Here is a 24,107-nt window from a genome sequence, read left to right on the forward strand (position 1 = left end):
CTACGTGTATACAATGAAATAATGGTGTGCAGATAATCAAGGCTGGAGAAAAAGAGTCCATTTCTCCAACCTATTACCAAATAAAAGAGCCTGTTTAGCTGTGGTTAAAACCACCGCCGTCCTCTTCAGATAAAGGTGTGCTGACAGGATGTTTTTCGAAATAATCGAGAGTACGTTTCATATCTTCTATCAGTAATGTCGCCAAATCTAAACTCACACCATGACGAACAAGAATACGTTGAATAACTAAATCTTGGCGATCAGCAGGCATAGAATAAGCAGGTACTTGCCAGCCACGGCTACGCAATTTATCAGCGATGTCATATAAGGAGTAGCTTACCTTAGCCTCTTTTTTCAGTTTCCACGCTAATGCAGGTATTCCTTTTTGACTATCACCACTGAAGATCATTTCAAAAGGCCCTAGCTTTTCAATTTCTCGAGCAAGGTATTGCGCGGTGTGATAACAGGCATTGTGGATCTTCGCATACCCTTCTCTACCAAGACGCAAGAAATTATAGTATTGAGCAATAATTTGCCCACCGGGACGTGAGAAATTAAGCGCAAAGGTTGGCATATTACCGCCAAGGTAGTTCACATTAAAAATAAGCTCTTCCGGTAAGTCTTTAGCTTCACGCCATACTACCCAACCAGAGCCCAATGGCGCTAAACCAAACTTATGGCCTGATGAGTTAATGGATTTAACACGCGGTAAACGGAAATCCCATTCTAAATCAGGTGCACAGAAAGGCGCTAAAAAGCCACCACTCGCACCATCGACATGAATAGGAATATCAAGTCCGGTCTCTTTTTGTAGTTGATCGAGTGCATCATGTACCGCTTTTACTGGCTCATAAGTACAGGTGAAGGTCACTCCTAATGTTGGCACTACACCGATAGTATTTTCATCAACACGTTTAATGACCTCTTCTGGACTCATCATCAAACGATCACCTTCAAGCGGGATCTCTCTGAGTTCAACGTCAAAATAACGGGCAAATTTATGCCAACAGACTTGAACTGGCCCACAAATAAGATTAGGTTTATCTGTCGCTTTTCCAGCAGCAAGACGTTTTTTACGCCATTGCCATTTTAATGCAAGTCCCCCCAGCATTGCCGCTTCAGAGGAGCCAATGGTTGAACAACCTAGGGTATTGAGTGGATCGGGTGAGTGCCATAAATCAGCAAGCATATGAACACAACGGTTTTCAATTTCTGCCGTTTGTGGATATTCATCTTTATCTATCATGTTCTTATCGATAGATAAATTCATCAAATCACGGATCTCATCATCTACCCAGGTTTGACAAAATGTGGCCAGATTTTGTCTTGAATTGCCATCTAGCATCAGCTCATCCCTTACAGCATCAAAAACATGACGAGGATGGCTCTCTTGTTGCGGAAAATGTGTTTTCGGTAAGGATTGTGATAAATCAACCGATGCATAAACATCATCGAGTGAACTATAACTTGGCGTTTTTTTATTCATCTTGAAATTACCTTTACTAATTATTATTACATTAGTGACTAAATGATTTTAAATACCTACTTTAAAAGATAGTCTAATAATTCCAGTAATGAAAAATTTTTTATATTTTATGAAAACAACGAGAGTATATTTATCAAATCAGCTTTAACACTCTATAAAAAATAACAACTCATTGATTTTAAATGATATTAATAATATTCCACTTGCTTTTATGTTAATTTATTTATGTACATTTAGAATAAAATATTTGTACTATAATAAAACTTGAATTATGAGAAATAACCTTTATATCATTAAGTAATAACACTTAATTTAAAATATAAATGTAAATGAAATTTTAAATCTAAGTTTTAAAATTAATAATTATTTAATTTAGATTTGATTTAATAAGGAACAAAAAAAATGATAGAAAATAACCGACACCCCTTCGCTTGCACAACACTTGCGATTACTGACAAGAAAAAACGTGTTTATCATGGTCGGACAATGGAGTTTTCTTCTGATGAGCCAACGTCTATCTTAGCTTATTATCCACAAGGTCATACTTTTCAGCAAAATGCCCCTGATGGAACCCCCGGATTAAAGTACAGCGTTAAATATCCTTTTATGGCTATTACCGCTCCTATTAACTTATCGGGTACCAAAGATGTACTTGAAGGTGTAAATAGTCAGGGACTCTCTTTTAGCTTAAATATGCTACCTAACTCTAAGTTAGATGATCTCGATCCCCAATATTACGCAAGCTCTGTTCCTATTGCTGCTATTGGTGAGTGGGCATTAGGACAATATGCGACGGTTAAAGAGTTAAAAGAGATTATCCCCCAAACCCATTTTTGGTCACAAAAGCTATTATTGTTACGTAACTTACCAAGCCCTTTCCATTACGCATTTTATGATAAAACCGGTGATTGTATTGTTGTCGAAGTCTCTGATGGTAAATTACATATTTATGATAATCCTACCTATTGCATGACCAATAGCCCTATTTTCCCGTGGCATTTAACTAATTTAAACAACTACACTCATCTTTCTAATATCAACGTTTCCAGTAGCACATTAGGTCGTATTAAAATCAACCAACCTGATAGTGGTATTGCATTAGCAACATTACCTAGCTCAGATACTTCTGTAGATAGATTTATTCGTGCAGTTTATTATTCAACCTATTACCACAAAGTTTCTGATCCTGATAAACAGCTTATTGAGCTTGCCCATATCATGAATCGCTTCGATCGCCCTAAAGATGCAACCATTGATCCACTATTAGGTAATGATACGCTAACTAAACTTCATACTAGTGAATTTTCTGTCTGGACGGCGCTAACTGATTTAGAACGGGGGATCTTTTTCTTCAGAGGCTACAACAACTTAAACTTTCAAAAGTTCACACTTGAGTCATTTAAAAATGAAAGTAGCGCGGTTTTTATTAAGGTCAATTTGGAAGAGGCATTGTAAAATGCTTTAGATGGAAACTAGATTAGTTTAGCACGGAGAAAAATTTTTTATATCAGACTTTTACGAATAAAAATCTTTTGTGAAATAACACGCATTTTTTATACTGGTTATTTGCTTGTTGTAGGTTATTTTTCATATTGTCATATAAAGAGTAAGTAGTTATAGCTAGTTATAAATAAATTCTGTATTTTCTTATAACTGTGCCATACTTACTAGTGGCTTCATACAAAATGCTACTTGTTCCTTTAAACAAACTAATAATAGAGGTTGTCACAATGAAAGCAAAAATTGTACTAGGTGCGGTAATTCTGGCTTCAGGCCTATTAGCAGGTTGTTCTTCTAGCAACAACGCACAATTAGACCAAATCTCTTCTGATGTAAACCGTTTAAATACGCAAGTTCAACAACTAAGTAGTGATGTTCAATCAGCTAACGCTCAAGCAAAAGCCGCTTATGATGAAGCAGCTCGTGCTAATCAGCGTCTAGATAACCAAGTAACTACTTATAAAAAATAATTTGACTGACTAGTAAGCTGAAAAACGTTAAGTCAGCTTTAATTAATAATAAAAAGCAGATACCTATGAAGTATCTGCTTTTTTTCATTACTGAATATCAATCATCAATATGCGGTTACATCGACCGGTATACCTGAACGACGAATAATTTCTGCATCCACTTTTGCTTTATCCACTTTGCCACTTTCATACCAAGCCGTAAATTGTTTAGTAAACGTTAGGGGCATCGTCTGGGGATCGTCATCTTCATTTTGTGAGAGTGGTTGGTGCACTTCAATAAATTGCTTACCATCTGCAGTCTCAGTAAATTTAATCGGTTTATTGATCACTTGAACCCGACTGCCTTTGGGTACCACATTAAACAGTGTTTCAATATCATCAGGACGTAATCTAATACAGCCAGAACTCACTCTTAAGCCAATACCAAAATCGGCATTAGTACCATGAATAAGATATTCACCACGACTGTGCGCTAATCTTAACGCATATGCCCCCATTGGATTATCTGGCCCTGCTGGTACCACTGCCGGTAACGTGATCCCCTTAGCCGCATAATTTTTACGAATATTGGCTGTCGGCGTCCAAGTCGGATCTTTAATCAATTGAGAAACAGATGTCACCATTTCAGGCGTTTCCCGCCCTAATTGGCCAATACCGATAGGATAGACATCAACGGTTCCCCCTTCTTTGGGATAGTAATAAAGGCGCAATTCTGCCAGATTAATGACAATACCTTTACGCACGGTATCAGGTAAGATCATCTGTAAGGGAATTTGTAGTGTTTTGCCCGCTTCGGGTAATAGAGGATCAATACCTGGGTTGGCTTCCATCATATTTAGCAAACCCACTTGATATTGTGCAGCGATCGTTTCTAAAGAACGTTTATCATCAGGAACGGTGTAAGAAACATTTTCCCCAATGATACGTGAACCATCCGTAGGTAGCAGGTATTCATGTGCATAAGTTAAGTGACTGCTCATCCCTAACAGCGATGCACCCAATAAGGTTAACCATTTCTTCATTGTTGATCCCGTGTGTTAGCAATAAAATAAACTGACTATTATCATGATAACATTCTCATCGTTATGATTATCATATAATAAGTCAGTTTAGAACATTAATATGGGATCGGGTAACATTTATGCTACAGTGTATTCCGAAAAGCGTTTCATTAACCGTGTTACCATAGCGTGTAGCCCTTGAGTACGAGATGGCGTCAAATGACTTTCCAGTGCTAATGTCGAGAAATAGTGGTTAACATCAGTGGCGAGAGCTTGCTCTACCGTTTTACCTTGAAAAAGAATAATCACTAATGCCACTAATCCTTTTACAATACCTGCATCGCTATCACCGGCTAAGATCAGCTGTTTATGCTCATCTAATTCAACCGCTATCCAGACTTGGCTCTGACAACCTTCAATAAAATTAGCCGCCGTTCTTTGTTCATCTGTTAATGGTGGTAAGCGTTCTCCTAGCTCCATCATATAGAGATAGCGTTGCTCCCAATCCTGACAACGAGAAAAATTGCGTAATAATTTTGCTTCATCAGGCAAAGCCGCAATTGCCATGAATAACCTCTTTTTTAATTGTTAGCCTAATAGTTTTTCAATGCGTAACAACGCATTAACCAGTGCATCAATATCCGCTTTATTATTGTATAATCCCAACGAAGCGCGACACATGGCAGGAACCTGATAATAGTCCATAATTGGCATCGCACAGTGATGACCCGTACGAATAGCAATACCATAGTTATCAAGAAAAGTTCCCACATCATAAGCGTGATGCTTACCTAAATTAAATGCTATCACACCTTGACGCGCTTCATTACCATAAAGCGTTAATGATTTTACTTTGGTTAATTGTTGTTGTGCATATTGCATTAAGCTATTTTCATATGCAGCAATCTTATCCATACCAAATTGAGCAAGATATTCCAAAGCTGCCCCTAAGCCAATGATACCGATAATATTAGGCGTTCCAGCTTCAAATCGCCACGGCGCATCTGCGTAGGTAATATCACCATTGATATGCACATGTTTTATCATAGCGCCACCCCCTTCCCATGGAGGTAATTCATCAAGTAGCGCTTTTTTGCCATATAGCAAGCCAATCCCTGTCGGACCATAAAGTTTATGGCCACTACATACAAAAAAATCACAATCTAACGCACTAACATTGATAGCTTGATGCATCGCACTTTGTGCCCCATCAACTAAAATATGTAACTCACCCCCTTGCTGAGCCGAATACTCTCTAGCTTGGCAAATAATTTCAGCAATAGGATTGACGGTTCCCAGTACATTAGACTGATGAGTGATCGCCAGTAACTTAGTTCTGTTATCAATTAATTGGGGTAATTGCGCTAAATCGAGTTGCCCATTAGCAAGCAGAGGAATAACACGGACATGAAAACCATACTGTTTTGCTAACATATACCACGGCACTATATTCGCGTGGTGTTCCATTTCAGTAATGATAATGTTATCACCATCATTTAGGAAACGATGGCTATAACTGTAAGCGACTAAATTGATCCCTTCTGTCGTTCCTTTTACAAAAACGATTTCTTCTTCACTCTTTGCACCTAAGAAATGTGCTGCTTGCTTACGAACATTCTCCACTAAGGTGGTGGCGTTTGCACTTAATGTGTGAATGCCGCGGTGAACCGCGGCATATTGTGTTAAGGCAAACTGTTTTTCACGCTCCATGACACAAGCGGGTTTTTGCGCACTTGCGGCACTGTCGAGATAGACTAAAGGTTTTTCTTTCACCTGTTGGGAGAGAATAGGAAAGTCATCCCGCGCTTTTTCAATGGAATGTGTCATCATGCCTTTTTATACCTCTGATAAGCGTTGATTTATTCTCTCTAGAACATGAGTTTTGATCACACTATTTTCTAATGATTCCGTTAATTCGGCAGCAAATGCATGAATGATCATTTTGCGAGCTTCACTTAACGCAATACCTCGTGAACGTAGATAAAATAGTTGCTCATCATCAATACGCCCAACCGTTGCACCATGACTACATTTCACATCATCAGCATAGATCTCAAGTTGTGGCTTAGTATCAATTTGTGCTTTATCACCTAATAACAAGTTGTTATTGGTCATTTGACCATCTGTTTTCAGCGCTTGAGGGGTGACTGTGATCATGCCATTAAATACGGCTTTCCCTGCATCCATTGCAATACTTTTATGTAATTGACGGCTTAGGCAATTTTTCTCACCATGCACGAGCCAAGTACGAGTATCGGCAATTTCGTTCGCTTTGGGTAATACCACACTATTCATTGATAGCTCACTGTTCTCACCCGTCAGTGCAGCGCTAGTATGATGACGACTCAGTTTATTCCCCAACAAGAATGCGTAACTATTAACACGAGCATCTCGTCCAATGCTTAAATCGTTATGGGCAAAATGTTGGCTAATGCCATTTTCAAAACCAAGTTTAATATGGTTGAACGAGGCATTATCACCAATAGTGGCGGTTAATCTCGCCCCGGTAAAATGACGGTTTTCACCATCACTACTAATATAGTGTTCAATCACTTGCATCTGAGCATTAGCGCCAACATCAAGATGGAAACGATAGTTAGCACTGTTAACTTCTTGCCCTGCATGACCTTGTGTAATATTAAGGATATAAAGCGGTTTATCTGCCACTACGCCTTTTTTCAAGGTAATGAATAGCGGCTGTTGCGCTAAACTTTCAACTAAATGCAAGAACACTTCACCATTAATGGCTTGCGGTAATTCACTTTGGTTATCCAGTAATGTCACTTGGTATGGACCAAAATCTTGACTACTTTCAGCCGGTGAAAATGCACCATTAACCATCACGATACGGTAGCAATCAAATGAGAGTGCCCGTTGCTCAATTAAATCTTGTACCTCAAAAGGTGGCAACATTTGATATTGCTGACTGAGCGTCTCATCTAATGGCGTATAATGCCAATCTTCGTGTCGATAAGCTGGAAAACCCACTTTTTCCACTTGTAGCCAGTGATTACGTGCATTTAAATTATCTTCCCCTTTACGCTGTTGATATAGCGCAGAGAATTGTTTTAATGCCTGTTGATTACGCTGTTCTACTTGATGCTGTTTTTCACGTTTCTCATTGAGGGTCAATAAGCCAGCCATAACCTTGTTCCTCCAATTTTTGTGCTAATGAAAAATCACCTGATTTAATGATTTTTCCTTGGTAAAGCACATGCACATAATCAGGTTTAATATAATCAAGGATACGTTGATAGTGAGTCACCACGATAAAGGCGCGTTTACCATCACGTAAGCTATTGACACCATTAGCGACAATTTTTAACGCATCGATATCAAGTCCTGAGTCGGTTTCATCTAAGATACACAGTTCAGGTTCAAGGGCAGCCATTTGCAAAATATCGTTACGTTTTTTCTCACCACCGGAAAAACCTACGTTAACAGAACGAGTTAACAAATCTTGAGGCATATCCAATAGTTTGATTTTATCTTCAATAAAATCTTCAAAATCAAAGCGATCTAACGGCTCTTGGCCTCGATATTCTCTTACCGCATTGACTGAGGATTGTAAGAAAAACTGGTTACTGACACCGGGGATCTCTACCGGATATTGAAACGCCATAAAGATACCTTCACCCGCTCGCTCTTCAGGCTCTAATTCCAGTAGATCTTTGTTTTTAAAAGTCACACTACCTTCATCAACTTCATACTCTTCGCGACCTGCTAAGGTTGCGGATAATGTACTTTTACCAGAACCGTTTGGCCCCATGATAGCGTGCACTTCGCCGGCACGTACTTGCAAATCTAATCCTTTAAGAATTTCATTGCCTTCAACACTGACATGTAAATTTTTAATATCTAACATAATATATGCCTTCGGTATTTTTATACCCAGAATTTGGTTAATGGTTAACCAACGCTATGTTCTAAGCTGATTGCTAATAATTTTTGTGCTTCTACAGCAAATTCCAGCGGTAATTCTGAGAACACGTCCTTACAAAATCCATTGACAATCATTGAGATTGCATCGTCTTCACTTAATCCACGTTGACGGCAGTAAAATAACTGATCTTCACCAATACGTGACGTTGTCGCTTCATGCTCTAGTTGTGCTGAGTTATTCATGACTTCAACATAAGGGAAGGTGTGAGCACCACACTCTGTGCCAATTAACATTGAGTCACATTGTGTGTAGTTACGTGCATTCTGCGCACCAGGTAACACTTTCACCAAACCGCGATAACTATTTTGACTTTTACCCGCAGAAATACCCTTAGAAATAATAGTTGATTTGGTATTTTTACCGATGTGGATCATCTTGGTTCCCGTGTCGGCTTGTTGGTTACCATTGGTTAGTGCCACTGAGAAAAATTCAGCCGTTGAATTATCTCCTTTTAAGATAACACTTGGGTATTTCCAAGTGATCGCTGAACCTGTTTCAGATTGAGTCCACGACATTTTAGCGTTCTCGCCTTCACAAAGGGCTCGCTTAGTGACGAAGTTAAGAATTCCGCCTTCGCTATCACCGCCAGAGAACCAGTTTTGTACCGTGGAATATTTCACTTCGGCATCTTTATGAATGATAACTTCAACAACGGCAGCATGCAGCTGATAGCTATCACGTACAGGTGCTGAACACCCTTCGATATAACTGACGTAACTTCCTTCATCCGCAATTAAAATCGTACGTTCAAATTGGCCTGTTTGTGCCGCATTAATACGAAAATAGGTGGATAATTCCATAGGGCAGCGAACACCTTTAGGAATATAAACAAAGGTACCATCAGAAGCGACCGCCGCATTAAGTGCCGCAAAATAGTTATCGTGGCTAGAAACAACTGTACCTAAATATTGGCGTACTAATTCGGGATATTCTTGAATCGCTTCACCGAAGGAGCAGAAAATAACACCATGTTTAGCTAGCTCTTCACGATAAGTGGTAGAAACCGATACTGAGTCAAAAATGGCATCTACAGCCACTGACTGCCCTTCTCTTACTGGCACGCCTAACTGATTAAATGCGTCTTCAACTTCTTTAGTTAAATAATCTTGGGTTTCTTGTGTTGAGACTGCTTCATTGTTACCACTAGCACAACTGCCATTGGCACAACAAGCACCGCAAGATGGCGCTGAATAATAACTATAATCTTGATAATTCAGCGATGGATAATCTGCTTTTAGCCAATGAGGCTCTTCCATCTCTAGCCAATGACGATAAGCATCAAGACGAAACTCTAGCATCCACTCTGGCTCATTTCTTTTAGCTGAAATAGCTCGCACAACCGCTTCATTCAACCCTTTATCTAACGTATCGGTTGAGATATCGGTATAGAACCCTTCTTTATAGTGATGATCACTGAGCCAGCCTTGAACTTCATCACCAATTTCAACATTGCTCTGAGACATAATCTGACTTCACTATGTTATACCCCAAAGCTCTCACCACATCCGCAGACGTTCTGAGCTTTAGGATTATTAAATTTAAACATCTGATTAAGTCCTTCACGGACATAATCAACAACTAAACCATCAATGAATGGCATGGCTTTTAATGCAACAAATAACTTGGCGCCATTATGTTCATAGACAAGATCGTCCTCTGTGGGGCCTGCTGCAAGCTCAATAACATAACCATAGCCCGTACAACCTGATGGCTTAATACTTAAGGAAAGTCCCTGACTTTCAGGGTTTTTCTCCACTAATTGGCAAATATGTTTCGCTGCACTATCAGTCAGCACAATGCCTTGCCAAGCAGTATCATTTAGAGAAAAAGTTTCAACATTGTTTGTCATTACTGACCTCATTTCGAAAGGAGATTAATATCTTTCCTGACTCTAATGGTAATGATAACCCTTATCACTTCAACCCTGTCTTTTGAAAGGATATTATAAAATCGTTTAAAAATTGCTCTTTTTTTGCTTCTTAATTGTTAAAGATAGCGCTTAATAAATTGAAATGTAACAATTTTTATCTTTTTTCATTACAAAAATAAAACTTTTTTAAATTCCTTTATTTCGCACAATACGCATAAAAGTTGCAAAACAAATACATTTTATACCTTTGTCACTGAAATGTAGAGAAAAAGCATAAAAAATCAACAATTGATAATCGCAAAATATTTTCTTTTTATGCTTATACTGATAGGTAAGATAGCACCACTTTTGTGATAACTTCTTATTGTATTGTGTGCTTTTATGACTTATTGATTGATACTAATTGAATTTACATACCTATTAGTACAATCAATAACTTCTTGATTATTATTACTTTTATTTTCAGCAATAAATTGTAATTGCCATACACGATTTGTGTTAGTATCCGCAATTAATACCCCTTCATAGCTCACTTTTTGATTAGACAACTTTCCTTCAAAGAAAATTTGTCGAGCTGGCATTTCTGACACTGTGAAAGGCTTTATTGTTGTTGAAGTTTCTTTCATACCATCAATAGTGGAAATATTATCAACGATACCCTGTGCTCCTGAATCAATATCATAACTCATCATATCGTCAAGTTTAAAATAAACTAAACGAACTTCTGATAACTGGCATACTGGTTTGGCTTGATAAACTAACATCTGTGATGTGACATCTTGGACATGATCAGGTAATAATTGAAAATAGTGTTCTGTATCATCTCTATTTAATGAGAATGAAGTTGGATACGCGATATTAAACCCCGACATAGTACGTACAGGATAATTTATTATCTCTTCACTCTTATTGTGAGTTGATTCGTTATCACATGCTGTAAGTAATAAACTACCGATTAAAATAAAAACGCTTTTATAATTTAGAATGGTTGATGTCATTTTTTCTTACTATTAATAATAATGAAGATAATAATTATCATTAAAATTTAAACTTAAATAAAGATAATTTTTTCACATGACCTCATTTCAATAAATAAAAAACGCCTAAAGTGAAATAATAACCTTAGGCGTCTATTATTAATTAACGAATTAAACAATAACCGCAGTTGTTAAACGTGAAATACAAACTTTACGGTCAGCGTCATCAAAAATTTCTATTGACCATACTTGATGTGTACGACCTAAATGAATAGGTTTACAGACACCTTTTACAACCCCTTCTTTTACTGCTCGCATATGGTTGGCATTGATTTCTAAACCCACCACTTTTTGTTCACCTTCTGTGCATAAATAGCCAGCAATTGACCCTAAGGTTTCAGCTAATACCACAGAGGCCCCACCATGTAATAAACCAAAAGGCTGTTTAGTACGCTGATCTACTGGCATGGTGCCTTCAAGATAGTCCTCACCCAGTGCGGTGAGTTCTATACCAAGGTGCCCCACCATATTATTTGGGCTAATATGATTAAGTTGTCCTAATGTTGTTTTTCGTTTCCATATCATTGCATAATCTCCAAAAGCGCCTGTAATGGATGTTTTAACTCAATATTATCAATACGTTTTACTTGGCTACGACAAGAATATCCGGTACTCAAGCAACGTGCTGTAGGGAGTGTTTTCAATGCATTTCCCCATGACAGTTGATAAATTCCCAATGAATTTTTATAGTTATTCACTTCATGTCCATAAGTGCCCGCCATACCACAGCACCCCGTAGTTACCACTTCAAGTGGTTGACCATAACGTTGGAATATCGCTTGCCACTGTTGCATACTTTGCGGTAATGCCGTTGACTCAGTACAATGACTAAAAAGATACCATTTTTCAGCATCTTCGCAGATCTCAATCGGCTCACTGACTAACTGATTTAGCCACTCATGAACCAGTTGAACCTTAAAGTTACCGCGTTTATCCCCTAATATCTCCCGATATTCATCGCGGTAGCAAAGGACTAAAGCGGGGTCGACTCCTACCATCGGAATGGACAACTGTGCAACTCGATTAAGCATCGTTGCTGTTTTTTGTGCAGTTTTACTAAATTGCTGTAAAAAGCCCTTAATATGCTGTGCTTTTCCGTTAGGTGAAAAAGGCAATAGCACAGGTTTAAAACCAATTTTTTCAATCAACTTAATAAAGTCAGCAACCACTTTGGCATCGTAATAACTGGTAAATGGATCTTGTACCACGATAACATAATGGCTTCGTTGCTTTTCTGATAACTGCTCTAACTCTTCCAAGGTCATCGCTAATGCGCTATGTCCAGCTAACTGCTGCTTTAATGTCGGAGATGACAATAGAGGCAGATCTACCATACCAATAGTACGTTTACTCAACGATTGCACCAATGGTTGCTTAATAAAGAAATTAAACAGACTTGGTACTTTTGCCATTAACGGTGTGGTGAGTTCGACATTTGCCACAATATGATCTTTTAGCGGACGTAGATAGCGTTGATGATATAACTGAGTAAATTTGGCTCTAAATGATGGCACGTCAATTTTAATCGGGCATTGTGTAGAGCACGCTTTACAGGCTAAACAACCATTCATTGCTATTTTAACCTCATGAGAGAAATCATATTCTCCACGTTTAGCTTTCCATGTATTGCGTGTTTTTTCAATCAGTCCCCGTAAGCTAGGTTTGTTATTTGTAAGACTTGTTTCTAACTGCTGAGGGCTTACTCCTTGCTCTGTAAGTAGACGTAACCACTCTCTGACTAATGTCGCTCTGCCTTTAGGTGAATGAATACGTTGTCCAGTTATTTTCATAGAAGGACACATTGGACTTTTAACATCAAAGTTAAAACATAATCCATTACCATTACACTCTAATGCACCGCGAAAATCTTCGCGAACCGATACAGGAATGGTGCGATCAAATGTGCCGCGTTTAATAGCATCGACCTGTTTCATTGGCGCCTCAACCTCGAGAGGAGGACATATTTTCCCTGGGTTAAGTCTATTTCGAGGATCGAACACCGTTTTTATTTGACGTAATTCGTGATAAAGGGTTTCGCCAAAGAATTCTGGACTATATTGCGCTCTAAAGCCTTTTCCATGCTCCCCCCATAGTAAGCCACCATATTTCGCCGTTAATGCAACAATTTCATCAGAAATGGTTTTCATGAGTTGTTCTTGTTGCGGATCACACATATCTAAAGCAGGTCTCACATGCAATACACCAGCATCAACATGACCAAACATACCGTAATTGAGCTGATAACTATCAAGTAATGCCCTAAATTCAGTAATATAATCCGCTAAATGCTCTGGTGGCACACAAGTATCTTCAACAAAAGGAATGGGTTTAGCATGCCCTTTAGCATTACCTAATAGCCCTACTGCTTTTTTACGCATGGCATAAATACGGTTAATATCGGCGAGGTTATCACAAACCTGATAACCGATAACGCCCCCTTCGCCATTATTCATCAGCTTATCTAAGCGCTGACATAAATCCTCCACTTGTGAGGCAATAAGTGTTTTATCATCGCCGGCAAACTCAACAATATTTAGCCCTTGCATATCTTTATCGGGCACATCCGTAATCAATGCATTAACGGAATGCCAGACAATATCTTCTCGAGCAAGGTTTAATACTTTGGAGTCAACAGTTTCAACAGAAAGCGCCTTTGCTTTTACTAAAAACGGCGCGTTACGCAATGCGGAATCAAATGAGTCATACTTCACATTCACTAAACTGCGCTGCTTTGGAATGGGGGTAATATCGAGTGTTGCCTCGGTAATAAAGGCCAAAGTCCCTTCTGAGCCGGTTAGAATACGCGTAAGATCAAAATGCTTCATGTCATCGCTAAACACATGGCGTAAATCATAGCCCGTTAAAAAGCGATTCAGTTTAGGGAATTTTTCGAGAATAAGCTGACGTTGTGCTTTGCAACGGGATAATACCGTTTGATATATCCGACCAACAGCAGAATCTTCTTTCGCAATAGTTTCAGCTAAAGCGCTGTCCATCGCGCGAGTTTCAAGCAATTCTCCGCCTAGCAAAACGGCTCTGACGCCTAATACATGATCGGAGGTTTTGCCATATACCATAGAGCCTTGCCCTGAAGCATCGGTATTGATCATTCCCCCTAATGTCGCACGATTACTGGTAGACAGTTCTGGCGCAAAAAAGAAGCCATAGGGTTTTAAAAACAGATTAAGTTCATCTTTTATCACACCGGCTTCTACCTTTACCCATCGCTGTTCTGGGTTTATCTCAATAATACGTTTCATATAACGAGATAAATCCACCACGATACCCTCGGTTAAAGCTTGACCATTAGTGCCGGTTCCGCCACCTCTTGGTGTCAAAGAGAGGGAATGAAAACGAGGTTCATCCACTAAACGTGCTACAATAGTCACATCCGCTGTGGAACGAGGAAAAATAACCGCCTGTGGTAGCAACTGATAAATACTGTTATCTGTTGCCATAGTGAGTCTATCGGCATAAGTGCTCGATAAATCACCTGTAAAACCATTTTGTCGGAGTGTATTTAAAAATTCGGTTGTGAGTTCACTGACTTGCGGTGCTTGCGATATACGTGGGATCATTTGTTATAGCTCTTTAATCTAATTTATCCACATTGCTTTATTAAAACTATCTCAATGTATGCCAAGGGGTGCAATAATTTGAATTTGCACTTTCAGACCGATACCTGTTCACCTTATCATACAATTCTGGCAAATTGCGTAGTGACATAAACAACATGATATTTGCCATGTTTATTCATCTGCTTTTAGCATTTTATTCGTGTAGGGATTTAAAATCATGGAAAAACCGCAGATCCATACAGATATACCCAAAATTTTATTCACCGTTCTTTTTATTTCTTTTTTTATTATCGGTAGTTTTTGGATCCTGAATCCTTTTATCGTTGGTTTTATTTGGGCTGGCATGATAGTGGTTGCCACTTGGCCTTTACTCATTATTTTAGAAAAACGAGTAAAATATCGCTGGCTATCAACCATGATCATGATGATTTTAATATTACTGATTTTCGTCATTCCGATTATTTTGTTAATTAGTAGTGTTATTGACAACAGTGCTCCATTGATTGAACTAGCAAAATCACCTTCAGATATTCAACCACCACAACTACTATGGTTAAAAGAGATCCCCATGGTTGGTAATACGCTCTATGAAACTTGGCACTCTATTCTCGTTTCTGGTGGTAATGCCTTAATGGCGAAGATCCAACCCTATATTGGACAAGCAGCAAATTGGTTCTTTGCACAAGCCTTAAATATTGGCCGTTTTGCGCTTCACTTAGTTGTCATGTTACTTTTTTCAGGATTACTCTTTTTACAAGGTGAAAATGTTGTTGCTTGGTTACGCCATTTTGCTGTGCGTCTTGCCGGACAACGGGGTGATGCAGCCATTTTATTAGCCTCCATGTCAATTCGCGCAGTGGCGCTGGGTGTGGTGTTAACTGCGCTGATCCAAGCCGTTATTGGTGGTATTGGCTTAGGTATTTCGGGTGTGCCTTATGCCACAGTGTTAACGGTATTGATGTTTATTTGCTGCCTTGCGCAATTAGGACCTTTGTTCGTTCTGGTTCCTTCTATTCTATGGCTATTTTGGACCGGTGATACTACATGGGGTATCGTCATGATCATTTGGGGTGGGATTGTGGCGACGATGGATGGTGTACTACGTCCATTCCTCATCAAAATGGGAGCTGACCTACCTATGGTACTGATTTTGACCGGTGTTATCGGTGGTATTTTAACACTCGGTATGATTGGTCTGTTTATTGGCCCTGTTGTATTAGCCGTAGCACACAGTTTATTGAATGCGTGGATCAATGAAGTTCCTAAACCCGATCCAGATTTAACAGAAACTGTAGAATTTATGAATAAAAACTTTATAGAAAAAGAGTAAATAATATAAAAGCATGTAAGTATCAACACTTACATGCTTTATAAGTATTACTTAAAACTTTAATAAAGATTATCAATTTATGAGTATTTTATTATTTTTATATCTTGAAATTTACAATTTGAAACAATTCTTATTTTTTTAAACCTGTTTGCTACCAGCGAGTTATATTCACTTCTTAATATCCTAATATTTTTTTGATTGAGATAATTCTTAGAGAATAATTAACTCATTTCTCTTAATATAAATCTCATCGAAACGAATGTTTCATTTAATTAATGGTTTTGCCTATTTTATTAATAGATTAAAAGGCGAGACCAAAGTATATAAAATATTGCTGTGTGTAGTCTTTGCCTGTCAGCCCATGATAGGCTTTTTTTTTATCTATTATTTATAAATAGTATAAAAAAAGCTCACATTATTTTGTGAGCTTTTAATTATTCAATAATAATATAATTATTGTTGTGCTAATTTCACCCAGGTTTTAATAACGGTATCTGGGTTTAAAGATAAGCTATCAATACCCTCTTCCATTAACCATTGTGCAAAATCTTCATGGTCAGAAGGGCCCTGTCCGCAGATCCCGACATATTTACCTTGACGTTTCGCTGATTGAATTGCCATAGATAATAGCGCTTTTACCGCATCATTACGTTCATCAAACAGTGATGAGACGACACCAGAATCACGATCTAAGCCCAATGTTAACTGAGTCATATCATTAGAGCCGATAGAGAAACCATCAAAATGAGCCAAGAATTGATCGGCTAATAAAGCATTGGATGGAATTTCACACATCATAATCACTTTTAAGCCATTCTCACCACGTTTTAAACCATTACGTGCTAACTCATCTATCACTTCTTCTGCTTGGCGCACCGTACGTACAAATGGGATCATCACTTCCACGTTAGTTAATCCCATCTCATTACGCACACGTTTCACTGCTTCACACTCGAGTGCAAAACAACGACGGAAATCATCCGATACGTAACGACCCGCACCACGGAAACCTAACATAGGGTTTTCTTCATCAGGCTCATAGCGATCGCCACCGACTAAGTTTGCATACTCATTTGATTTAAAATCAGACAAGCGAACAATGACACGTTTTGGCCAGAATGCTGCAGCGAGTGTTGCGATACCTTCGGTTAATTTACCAATATAATATTCAACAGGTGATGCATAACCCGCCATCATTTCATCAATTTCAGCTTTTAGTGCATCTGTTTGATCTTCGTATTCGAGTAAAGCGCGAGGATGCACACCAATCATACGGTTGATAATAAACTCTAAACGCGCAAGGCCTACCCCATCATTTGGTAACCCAGCAAAGTCAAAGGCGCGATCAGGATTACCGACGTTCATCATGATTTTTAAGCCAAGTTCTGGCATGTTATCGATTGCGGAGCTTTGAATAGAAAAATCGAGTTTCCCATCATAAACAAATCCGGTATCCCCTTCAGCACAAGAGACGGTGACCACTTGCCCTTCGCTAATACACTCCGTCGCATCGCCACAACCTACCACTGCTGGAATACCTAATTCACGAGCAATAATTGCCGCATGACAGGTTCTTCCACCACGATTAGTCACAATCGCAGAGGCTTTTTTCATGATAGGCTCCCAATCAGGATCTGTCATATCGGTGACCAACACATCACCCGCCTCTATTCTATCCATCTCACTTAAGTTATGGATAACCTTAACCGTACCACTACCAATACGATGACCAATTGCACGACCTTCTACAATCACAGTGCCTGTTTCATTTAACTGATAGCGTTCCATAACTTGTTGGTTAGAACGAACTGTTTCTGGACGCGCTTGAACAATATATAGACGACCATTATGACCATCTTTAGCCCACTCGATATCCATTGGACGTCCATAATGTTGTTCAATCAATACCGCTTGTTTTGCTAGCTCTTGCACTTCATCATCAGTTAAAGAGAAACGATTGCGCAATGCTTCTGGCGTATCTTCAATACGGACTTGTTTACCATGCTCAATGCTATCGGCATAAACCATTTGGATCTTTTTAGAACCTAGGTTACGGCGCACAATTGCCGGTAAACCTTTCGCCAAAGTTGGTTTATGAACATAGAATTCATCTGGGTTAACTGCCCCCTGAACCACCATTTCCCCTAAACCATAAGCAGAGGTAATAAAGACTACTTGATCAAAGCCTGATTCAGTATCAATAGTAAACATCACCCCTGATGAAGCTAAATCAGAGCGAACCATACGTTGGACACCTGCAGATAAAGCAACACCGCGGTGATCATAGCCTTGGTGAACACGATAAGAAATTGCGCGATCATTAAACAGTGAAGCAAACACGTGTTTAATCGCAACTAAAATTGCATCGATACCTTGAACGTTTAAAAATGTCTCTTGTTGGCCGGCAAAAGAAGCATCAGGCATATCTTCAGCGGTTGCTGATGATCGTACTGCAAATGAGGCTTCAGATTCACCTTCACTTAAGGTCTGATAAGCATCACGAATATCTTTCTCAAACTGAGGGGTAAAAGGTGTATCAATCACCCATTGGCGAATTTGGTTACCCGCTTGTGCTAATTGATTAACATCATCAACATCAATACTATCGAGTAGCTCATAAATACGCTGATTAATACCACTTTGTTCCAGAAAATCATTAAACGCTTGCGCTGTGGTGGCAAATCCATTAGGAACAGACACACCCAGTTCCGCAAGATTAGTGATCATTTCACCGAGGGAAGCATTTTTCCCACCAACACGATCAACGTCATTCATACCCAATTGGTTATACCAAAGTACATTGCACGGGGTGAGGCTATTGCTGGACATTGAGAACAATCCTTTTTTAAACAAATGAGAGAGAGAAAAAAAAGAAAAACCCGCTGTCAAAACGACAACATAAATAAGCCTATCACAATGTTATGGAGAATATAGAAAGGTGAATCGATCAACCAGAAAACTTTATTTTTTTATCCTTTATAATCACTAAAAATACTATAGATAATATTGTCTGAATTGCTAATTCAGCTAAAAAAAAGGTGAGAGGAATGATATTAAGTTTGAATTCAATTAACTGTGATAATAATGAACTTGTTGATAGAACTGTTTTTTTTATCTCTGACGGCACCGCTATTACCGCAGAAGTCTTAGGCCATGCGGTACTCTCACAATTCCCATTAAAAATGAAAAGCTATACCTTACCTTTTGTATCTTCTGTAGAAAGAGCGGAAGAAATAAAAAATAAGATTAATGAAATTTATAAAAAAAGTGGCGCCAAGCCTCTGGTTTTCTACTCTATTATTAGTCCTGACGTAAAACGAATAATAAATAGTAGTGAAGGATTCTGTCAGGATATTGTGCAGTCATTAGTTCTCCCCTTAGAAAAAGAAATTGGCGTTCAAGCGCTACCTCAATTAAATAAAACGCACGGTTTAACAGAAAAAAATCTCAGCAAATATGATGCTCGAATTGCTGCTATTGAATACACTTTATCTCATGATGATGGGATCTCTTTACGCAATCTCGACCAAGCGCAAGTGATCTTAATCGGTGTCTCACGCTGCGGTAAAACCCCTACCAGTTTATATTTAGCGATGCAATTTGGCATTCAAGCGGCTAATTACCCTTTTACTGCTGATGATATGGATTTTTTAAAATTGCCTCCTGAATTAAAAGAGTATCAACATAAATTGTTTGGCTTAACCATTGCTCCAGAACGCCTTGCTGCTATCCGTAGCGAACGTCGTGAAAACAGTCGTTATGCATCTATTCGTCAATGTCGTATTGAATTAGCGGAAGTTGAAGCGCTATTTAGGAAAAATAACATTCCTTACCTAAATACGACAAACTACTCTGTTGAAGAAATTTCCACTAAGGTAATTGATTCTATGGGATTAGCCAGAAGAATGTTCTAGAGACAGTAAGTCATTTTTTATTTATTTTTCACCAATAACAGTGTTGAAATTAGCTGAATTTCGTTTATTGTGATCTTAATCACTGGGTAGACTTACCCTGTATTTTTATTGAGATAAATTATGTTAAAAACAGACGAATTACGGACAAAGGCTTTAGCCAGCCTAGTAACGCCGGAAACGTTAGCTAATGAGTTACCCATCTCACAAGAGATTATCAGTAATATCACTTCTGCCCGTCAACGCATTGAAGCTATTCTCACTGGTGAAGATAAACGACTATTAGTTATTATTGGCCCTTGCTCTATACATGATCCCAAGGCAGCTAAAGAGTACGCAACAAAACTAAATCAACAAAAAGCGCGTTTTCATGACCGTCTAGAAATCGTGATGAGAACCTATTTTGAAAAACCGCGTACCGTTATTGGTTGGAAAGGCCTTATTTCTGATCCTTTCCTTGATAACTCTTGTAATGTTAATGAAGGCATTCGTATTGCAAGGAAACTGCTAATTGAGATCAACGCATTAGGACTCCCCACAGCCACTGAATTTCTTGATATGGTCACGGGACAATATATTGCAGATTTAATCAGCTGGGGAGCAATCGGGGCAAGAACAACAGAGAGTCAAGTTCACCGTGAAATGGCCTCCGCCCTCTCTTGCCCTGTGGGATTTAAAAATGGCACTGACGGTAATATACGCATTGCGATAGATGCCATTCGTGCCGCTCGTGCCAGTCACACCTTTTTATCACCTGATAAAACGGGACGTATGACAATTTACCAAACCAGCGGAAATCCCTACGGTCATATTATTATGCGTGGCGGTAAAAAGCCTAATTATCATGCCAGTGATGTAGCAGATGCTGTTGATGCACTGAAACAACTTGATTTACCTGAACACTTGGTCATCGATTTTAGCCATGGTAATTGTGAAAAAATTCATCGTCGCCAACTTGAAGTTGCACGCAATGTCGCTCAACAAATTACGGATGGTTCACAAGCTATTGTTGGTGTTATGGCAGAAAGCTTTTTACAAGAGGGATCACAGAAAGTCACAGCAGATAAGGTGCTGACCTATGGACAATCGATCACTGATCCTTGTCTCAGTTGGGAAGATACCGAACAATTACTGGAATTATTAGCTCAAGCGGTTGAAAGTCGATTTAAATAATATCGCCAAAAAGGAGAGTTTTACCTCTCCTTTTTAACTTACACAAAAAGTCGTTATCCATCTTCATTAAGATTAAGCTTTATCTTCTCCCACGCTAATCAACTGTATGATTTTTATTCTAACACCCTATTTTTGTTGTTCTTTTGTTACTAATCATCTTAAATTTAGACGTTTACGTTAAAAAAAGCTTGTCTAAAATATTCTGATAACGATAATGATTATCATAATCATAACTTCTATCAGTATTGCTATTGAAATGAATAAAAATGTTCATAATTTAAACGATTCATCGATAACACGTGAAACAAGCTCCCCAGTCATTCAATCTATAAATAGCATAGAATTACTGGGTAAATCGGGCGTGGTTTATATTCAACATAACGGAGAGTTGTATCAGTTACGCCAAACAAAAACAGGAAAACTTATCCTAACAAAATAATTATTTAATCCCTTTTCGCAAGCCACCTATTTTGCTAGGCAGCCAGCTAATTCACTCCATATACAAGGACTTTTATGGATATTAATGGTATGTCTATGCTGAAAAGAAATTTCAAATACTCCACATTAGCTACAGCAATTTGTCTGTTATACGCGCCGACTACTTTTGCTCATATTGAAAAAGTAGAGACAGATACATTGACTGTTATTGGGCAACAAGACAATCAAATAACGGATTTTCAATCTGTCGTCGATACCCGTTCAGCACAAGCTCAAACCGCATCTACCACGGGGCAATTGTTAAAACAAATCCCGGGGATCACCGTATCAGGAACGGGGATCGCCAATGGTGGCAATATTATGATGCGTGGTTACGATCAAAGAGGTGTCAAAATCTTTGTGGATGGTATTCATCAACCTATTGATAATACTATGAACAAGCTTGGTGGCCTTTTTATTGAACCCTCGCTTATTTCGCGCGTTAAAGTCAAACATGGTGGCTCTTCGGTTAAACATGGAAGTGGCGCGCTAGGTGGCGTTGTTTCGTTCTCAACTCTCCATCCAAATGAATTATTAGACGCCAATAAAAACCTTGGTGCTAAATTATTTAGCTCATTCTCTTCTGCGGATAAACATTTTTCTTATGGTGGTGTGATCGCAGGTAGACATCAGTTAGTGGAAGGGTTATTGGCTTATAGCCAAAGAGAGCGTGGCCCGATACGTATTGCTGATGACTCAATATTAAATAACCACGAACGTATCAAAAATTATTTTGCAAAAGCCTATGTTTACCCTACAGAGGAACAAACCGTTATTTTTTCTGCCCGTCAATATAATAATGCAGGAGAGCAAAGAGAAGTTTTAAATCGAATGGGGGGATATGGAAAAAGAGACAGTAACAATATGTATCGAGCCACCAAACAAAATGATATCTCACTCACCTATCATTTAAATCCAAATAATTATGATTGGCTCGATCTGACCACTCAACTTTATTATTCTCAGTTTAAAATTGCGCATACGTTTCTGACGGATACACGCAAAGAAATATATCCAGACATAGAAAGTGTGCTAGGTAATTCTGAAAAACGTACCCAATATACCTATGGTATGAAAGTAGAAAACGCCTTTAATTTAAATTACTTTCAAGATAGGTTGACTCAATCTGTGATTATCGGCATTGATGCTGAAAAACAGAAGATGGTATCGAATAATAAGGCTAAAAATTTCCCTTTATCACATATGGATAATGCCTCAGGTTGGGTTCATAACACGTTCAATACCCCTCTATTACCCATTACTTTAATTGCGGGTCTTCGTTACAACTATTATCAAAATGTCCCTGATAACAGTAAAACTTTAGATTACTACAAAGACTTAAATAAAAAAGGAGACATGACCTCCGCCGACAAATATCAAGAAACATATCAAAATATTTCTAAAAATATTGCGTTACGTCTCACACTGACCAAATGGTTACAGATCTATTCTTCTTATTCTGTTGCCTTTAGGGCGCCGACTTTAAGCGAAATGTATAATGACTCAGTACATTTCACTATAATTTCCCCTTTTAATAAGAAAAGCTATGATGCTCGTTGGGTTCCAAATTCCACATTAGAACCAGAGACGAATAGAACATGGGAACATGGTATCAATTTACAAAAAAATGCGTTGCTTTTTACCAATGACCAGCTAAACATTAAAGCTTCATATTACAGCACTGAATCGATTGACCACATTACTTATCAACAGTGGTATCATAGTCGTAAGCCTATCCAATTAAAAAATAGTCATATTGCGTTATCTCCCATTAAAGATGCTCGTGAACCTTTATTATTTCAATCAGTTAACTTGCCTAAAGCGCTTATTCACGGCTTTGATTTAAGATTGCTATATTCTCATCCATACATCGCTATGGGGGTAAATTACAATCAAACTAAAACCTTGGAACTGTCGTCTCTAGAGACTATTTCAATGGTGCGTCCTGAAACATTAACCGCTTTTATAAATGTACCCATTATCAAAACACCATTTTCTGTTGCTTGGTCAGGAAAGTTTGCCGGTCCAACGGCCAAAAAAGGCACACATAAATACCCTGGTTCAGAGGAAGTGACTACTCGATTAAAAGAAGATCTTCAGCAATACCCTGGCTATGGTGTGCATAGTTTTGCAGTCAACTATCAATCCAATAATAAAGATATACAAGCCTCATTGGTACTCGATAATGCATTCAACAAAGTGTATTACTCAACGGTAGGTGTGCCTCAAGAAGCTAGAAATATCAAAATGTCTGTCAGTTATCGCTGGTAAACAATAAAAAGAGCAATGATTTTTATCATAACGGGCTGTTGAGTTTAGCAGCCCATTTTA

The 24,107-nt window shown here is 38.5% G+C and carries 19 protein-coding genes; 7 read left to right on the forward strand and 12 right to left on the reverse strand.

Annotated elements, in window-relative coordinates; all coding sequences use genetic code 11:
• Positions 1-94: 94 nt before the first annotated feature.
• Positions 95-1,486 (reverse strand): glutamate decarboxylase, encoded by a 1,392-nt coding sequence (gene gad, locus HMPREF0693_RS02160; protein WP_004243150.1) that lies wholly within the window; start codon positions 1,484-1,486, stop codon positions 95-97.
• Positions 1,487-1,888: 402 nt separating this feature from the next.
• On the opposite strand from gad, the gene HMPREF0693_RS02165 reads away from it, so the two are divergent.
• Complete coding sequence (locus tag HMPREF0693_RS02165; RefSeq protein WP_004243152.1) at positions 1,889-2,941, forward strand: linear amide C-N hydrolase; 1,053 nt, start codon at positions 1,889-1,891, stop codon at positions 2,939-2,941.
• 275 nt (positions 2,942-3,216) lie between these two features.
• A complete protein-coding gene (locus HMPREF0693_RS02170) occupies positions 3,217-3,456 on the forward strand; it encodes an Lpp/OprI family alanine-zipper lipoprotein (protein ID WP_004248171.1) in 240 nt (79 codons plus the stop codon).
• Between the two features lie 104 nt (positions 3,457-3,560).
• Here the strand turns inward: HMPREF0693_RS02170 and HMPREF0693_RS02175 are convergent, their stop codons facing one another.
• The 10 genes from HMPREF0693_RS02175 to ydiJ all read right to left on the reverse strand — a co-directional run bounded on the left by HMPREF0693_RS02175 (position 3,561) and on the right by ydiJ (position 14,885).
• Positions 3,561-4,478 carry a L,D-transpeptidase family protein gene (locus HMPREF0693_RS02175; RefSeq protein ID WP_004243156.1) on the reverse strand — a complete coding sequence of 306 codons (918 nt, stop codon included), beginning with the start codon at positions 4,476-4,478 and terminating at the stop codon, positions 3,561-3,563.
• 117 nt (positions 4,479-4,595) lie between these two features.
• The gene (gene sufE / locus HMPREF0693_RS02180) at positions 4,596-5,024 is read right to left on the reverse strand and encodes a cysteine desulfuration protein SufE (RefSeq protein ID WP_004243158.1); all 429 of its coding nucleotides are present in this window, start codon (positions 5,022-5,024) and stop codon (positions 4,596-4,598) included.
• A gap of 21 nt (positions 5,025-5,045) precedes the next feature.
• Positions 5,046-6,287, reverse strand: a complete 1,242-nt coding sequence (gene sufS / locus HMPREF0693_RS02185) for a cysteine desulfurase SufS (RefSeq protein WP_004243160.1) — start codon at positions 6,285-6,287, stop codon at positions 5,046-5,048.
• Between the two features lie 6 nt (positions 6,288-6,293).
• Positions 6,294-7,601, reverse strand: coding sequence for a Fe-S cluster assembly protein SufD (gene sufD, locus HMPREF0693_RS02190; protein WP_004243162.1), 1,308 nt, complete (start codon positions 7,599-7,601; stop codon positions 6,294-6,296).
• Positions 7,576-8,322, reverse strand: a complete 747-nt coding sequence (gene sufC, locus HMPREF0693_RS02195) for a Fe-S cluster assembly ATPase SufC (RefSeq protein WP_004243163.1) — start codon at positions 8,320-8,322, stop codon at positions 7,576-7,578. Before sufC ends, sufD begins: the two co-directional genes overlap by 26 nt.
• Positions 8,323-8,366: 44 nt before the next feature.
• Positions 8,367-9,863, reverse strand: a complete 1,497-nt coding sequence (gene sufB, locus HMPREF0693_RS02200) for a Fe-S cluster assembly protein SufB (protein WP_004243165.1) — start codon at positions 9,861-9,863, stop codon at positions 8,367-8,369.
• Positions 9,864-9,880: 17 nt separating this feature from the next.
• On the reverse strand, positions 9,881-10,249 hold the full coding sequence (gene sufA, locus HMPREF0693_RS02205) for a Fe-S cluster assembly scaffold SufA (protein ID WP_004243167.1): 369 nt from the start codon (positions 10,247-10,249) through the stop codon (positions 9,881-9,883).
• A 407-nt stretch (positions 10,250-10,656) separates the two neighbouring features.
• Entirely contained in the window at positions 10,657-11,268 is a 612-nt protein-coding gene (locus HMPREF0693_RS02210) for a hypothetical protein (protein ID WP_004243168.1), read from the reverse strand.
• A gap of 150 nt (positions 11,269-11,418) precedes the next feature.
• Complete coding sequence (locus HMPREF0693_RS02215) at positions 11,419-11,832, reverse strand: hotdog fold thioesterase (RefSeq protein ID WP_004243169.1); 414 nt, start codon at positions 11,830-11,832, stop codon at positions 11,419-11,421.
• A complete protein-coding gene (ydiJ, locus tag HMPREF0693_RS02220; RefSeq protein ID WP_004243170.1) occupies positions 11,829-14,885 on the reverse strand; it encodes a D-2-hydroxyglutarate dehydrogenase YdiJ in 3,057 nt (1,018 codons plus the stop codon). The genes HMPREF0693_RS02215 and ydiJ overlap by 4 nt, the downstream gene beginning before the upstream one ends.
• Positions 14,886-15,102: 217 nt before the next feature.
• On the opposite strand from ydiJ, the gene ydiK reads away from it, so the two are divergent.
• A complete protein-coding gene (gene ydiK, locus HMPREF0693_RS02225; RefSeq protein WP_004243171.1) occupies positions 15,103-16,215 on the forward strand; it encodes an AI-2E family transporter YdiK in 1,113 nt (370 codons plus the stop codon).
• Between the two features lie 453 nt (positions 16,216-16,668).
• Here the strand turns inward: ydiK and ppsA are convergent, their stop codons facing one another.
• On the reverse strand, positions 16,669-19,044 hold the full coding sequence (gene ppsA / locus HMPREF0693_RS02230) for a phosphoenolpyruvate synthase (protein WP_004243172.1): 2,376 nt from the start codon (positions 19,042-19,044) through the stop codon (positions 16,669-16,671).
• Positions 19,045-19,262: 218 nt separating this feature from the next.
• Here ppsA and ppsR point away from each other — a divergent pair, with 218 nt between their 5' ends.
• From ppsR to HMPREF0693_RS02245, 4 genes are all read left to right on the forward strand, one after another.
• Positions 19,263-20,129 (forward strand): posphoenolpyruvate synthetase regulatory kinase/phosphorylase PpsR, encoded by an 867-nt coding sequence (gene ppsR, locus HMPREF0693_RS02235; RefSeq protein ID WP_004243173.1) that lies wholly within the window; start codon positions 19,263-19,265, stop codon positions 20,127-20,129.
• A 120-nt stretch (positions 20,130-20,249) separates the two neighbouring features.
• Positions 20,250-21,299 (forward strand): 3-deoxy-7-phosphoheptulonate synthase, encoded by a 1,050-nt coding sequence (locus tag HMPREF0693_RS02240; RefSeq protein WP_004243174.1) that lies wholly within the window; start codon positions 20,250-20,252, stop codon positions 21,297-21,299.
• A gap of 214 nt (positions 21,300-21,513) precedes the next feature.
• Positions 21,514-21,738: a hemin uptake protein HemP gene (gene hemP, locus HMPREF0693_RS18460; protein ID WP_004243175.1), complete on the forward strand. Its 225-nt coding sequence runs from the start codon at positions 21,514-21,516 to the stop codon at positions 21,736-21,738.
• An 89-nt stretch (positions 21,739-21,827) separates the two neighbouring features.
• On the forward strand, positions 21,828-24,047 hold the full coding sequence (locus HMPREF0693_RS02245) for a TonB-dependent receptor domain-containing protein (RefSeq protein WP_248694446.1): 2,220 nt from the start codon (positions 21,828-21,830) through the stop codon (positions 24,045-24,047).
• The last annotated feature ends 60 nt before the right edge of the window (positions 24,048-24,107 follow it).

It is taken from the genome of Proteus mirabilis ATCC 29906, from assembly GCF_000160755.1.
Taxonomy (GTDB): Bacteria; Pseudomonadota; Gammaproteobacteria; order Enterobacterales; family Enterobacteriaceae; genus Proteus; species Proteus mirabilis.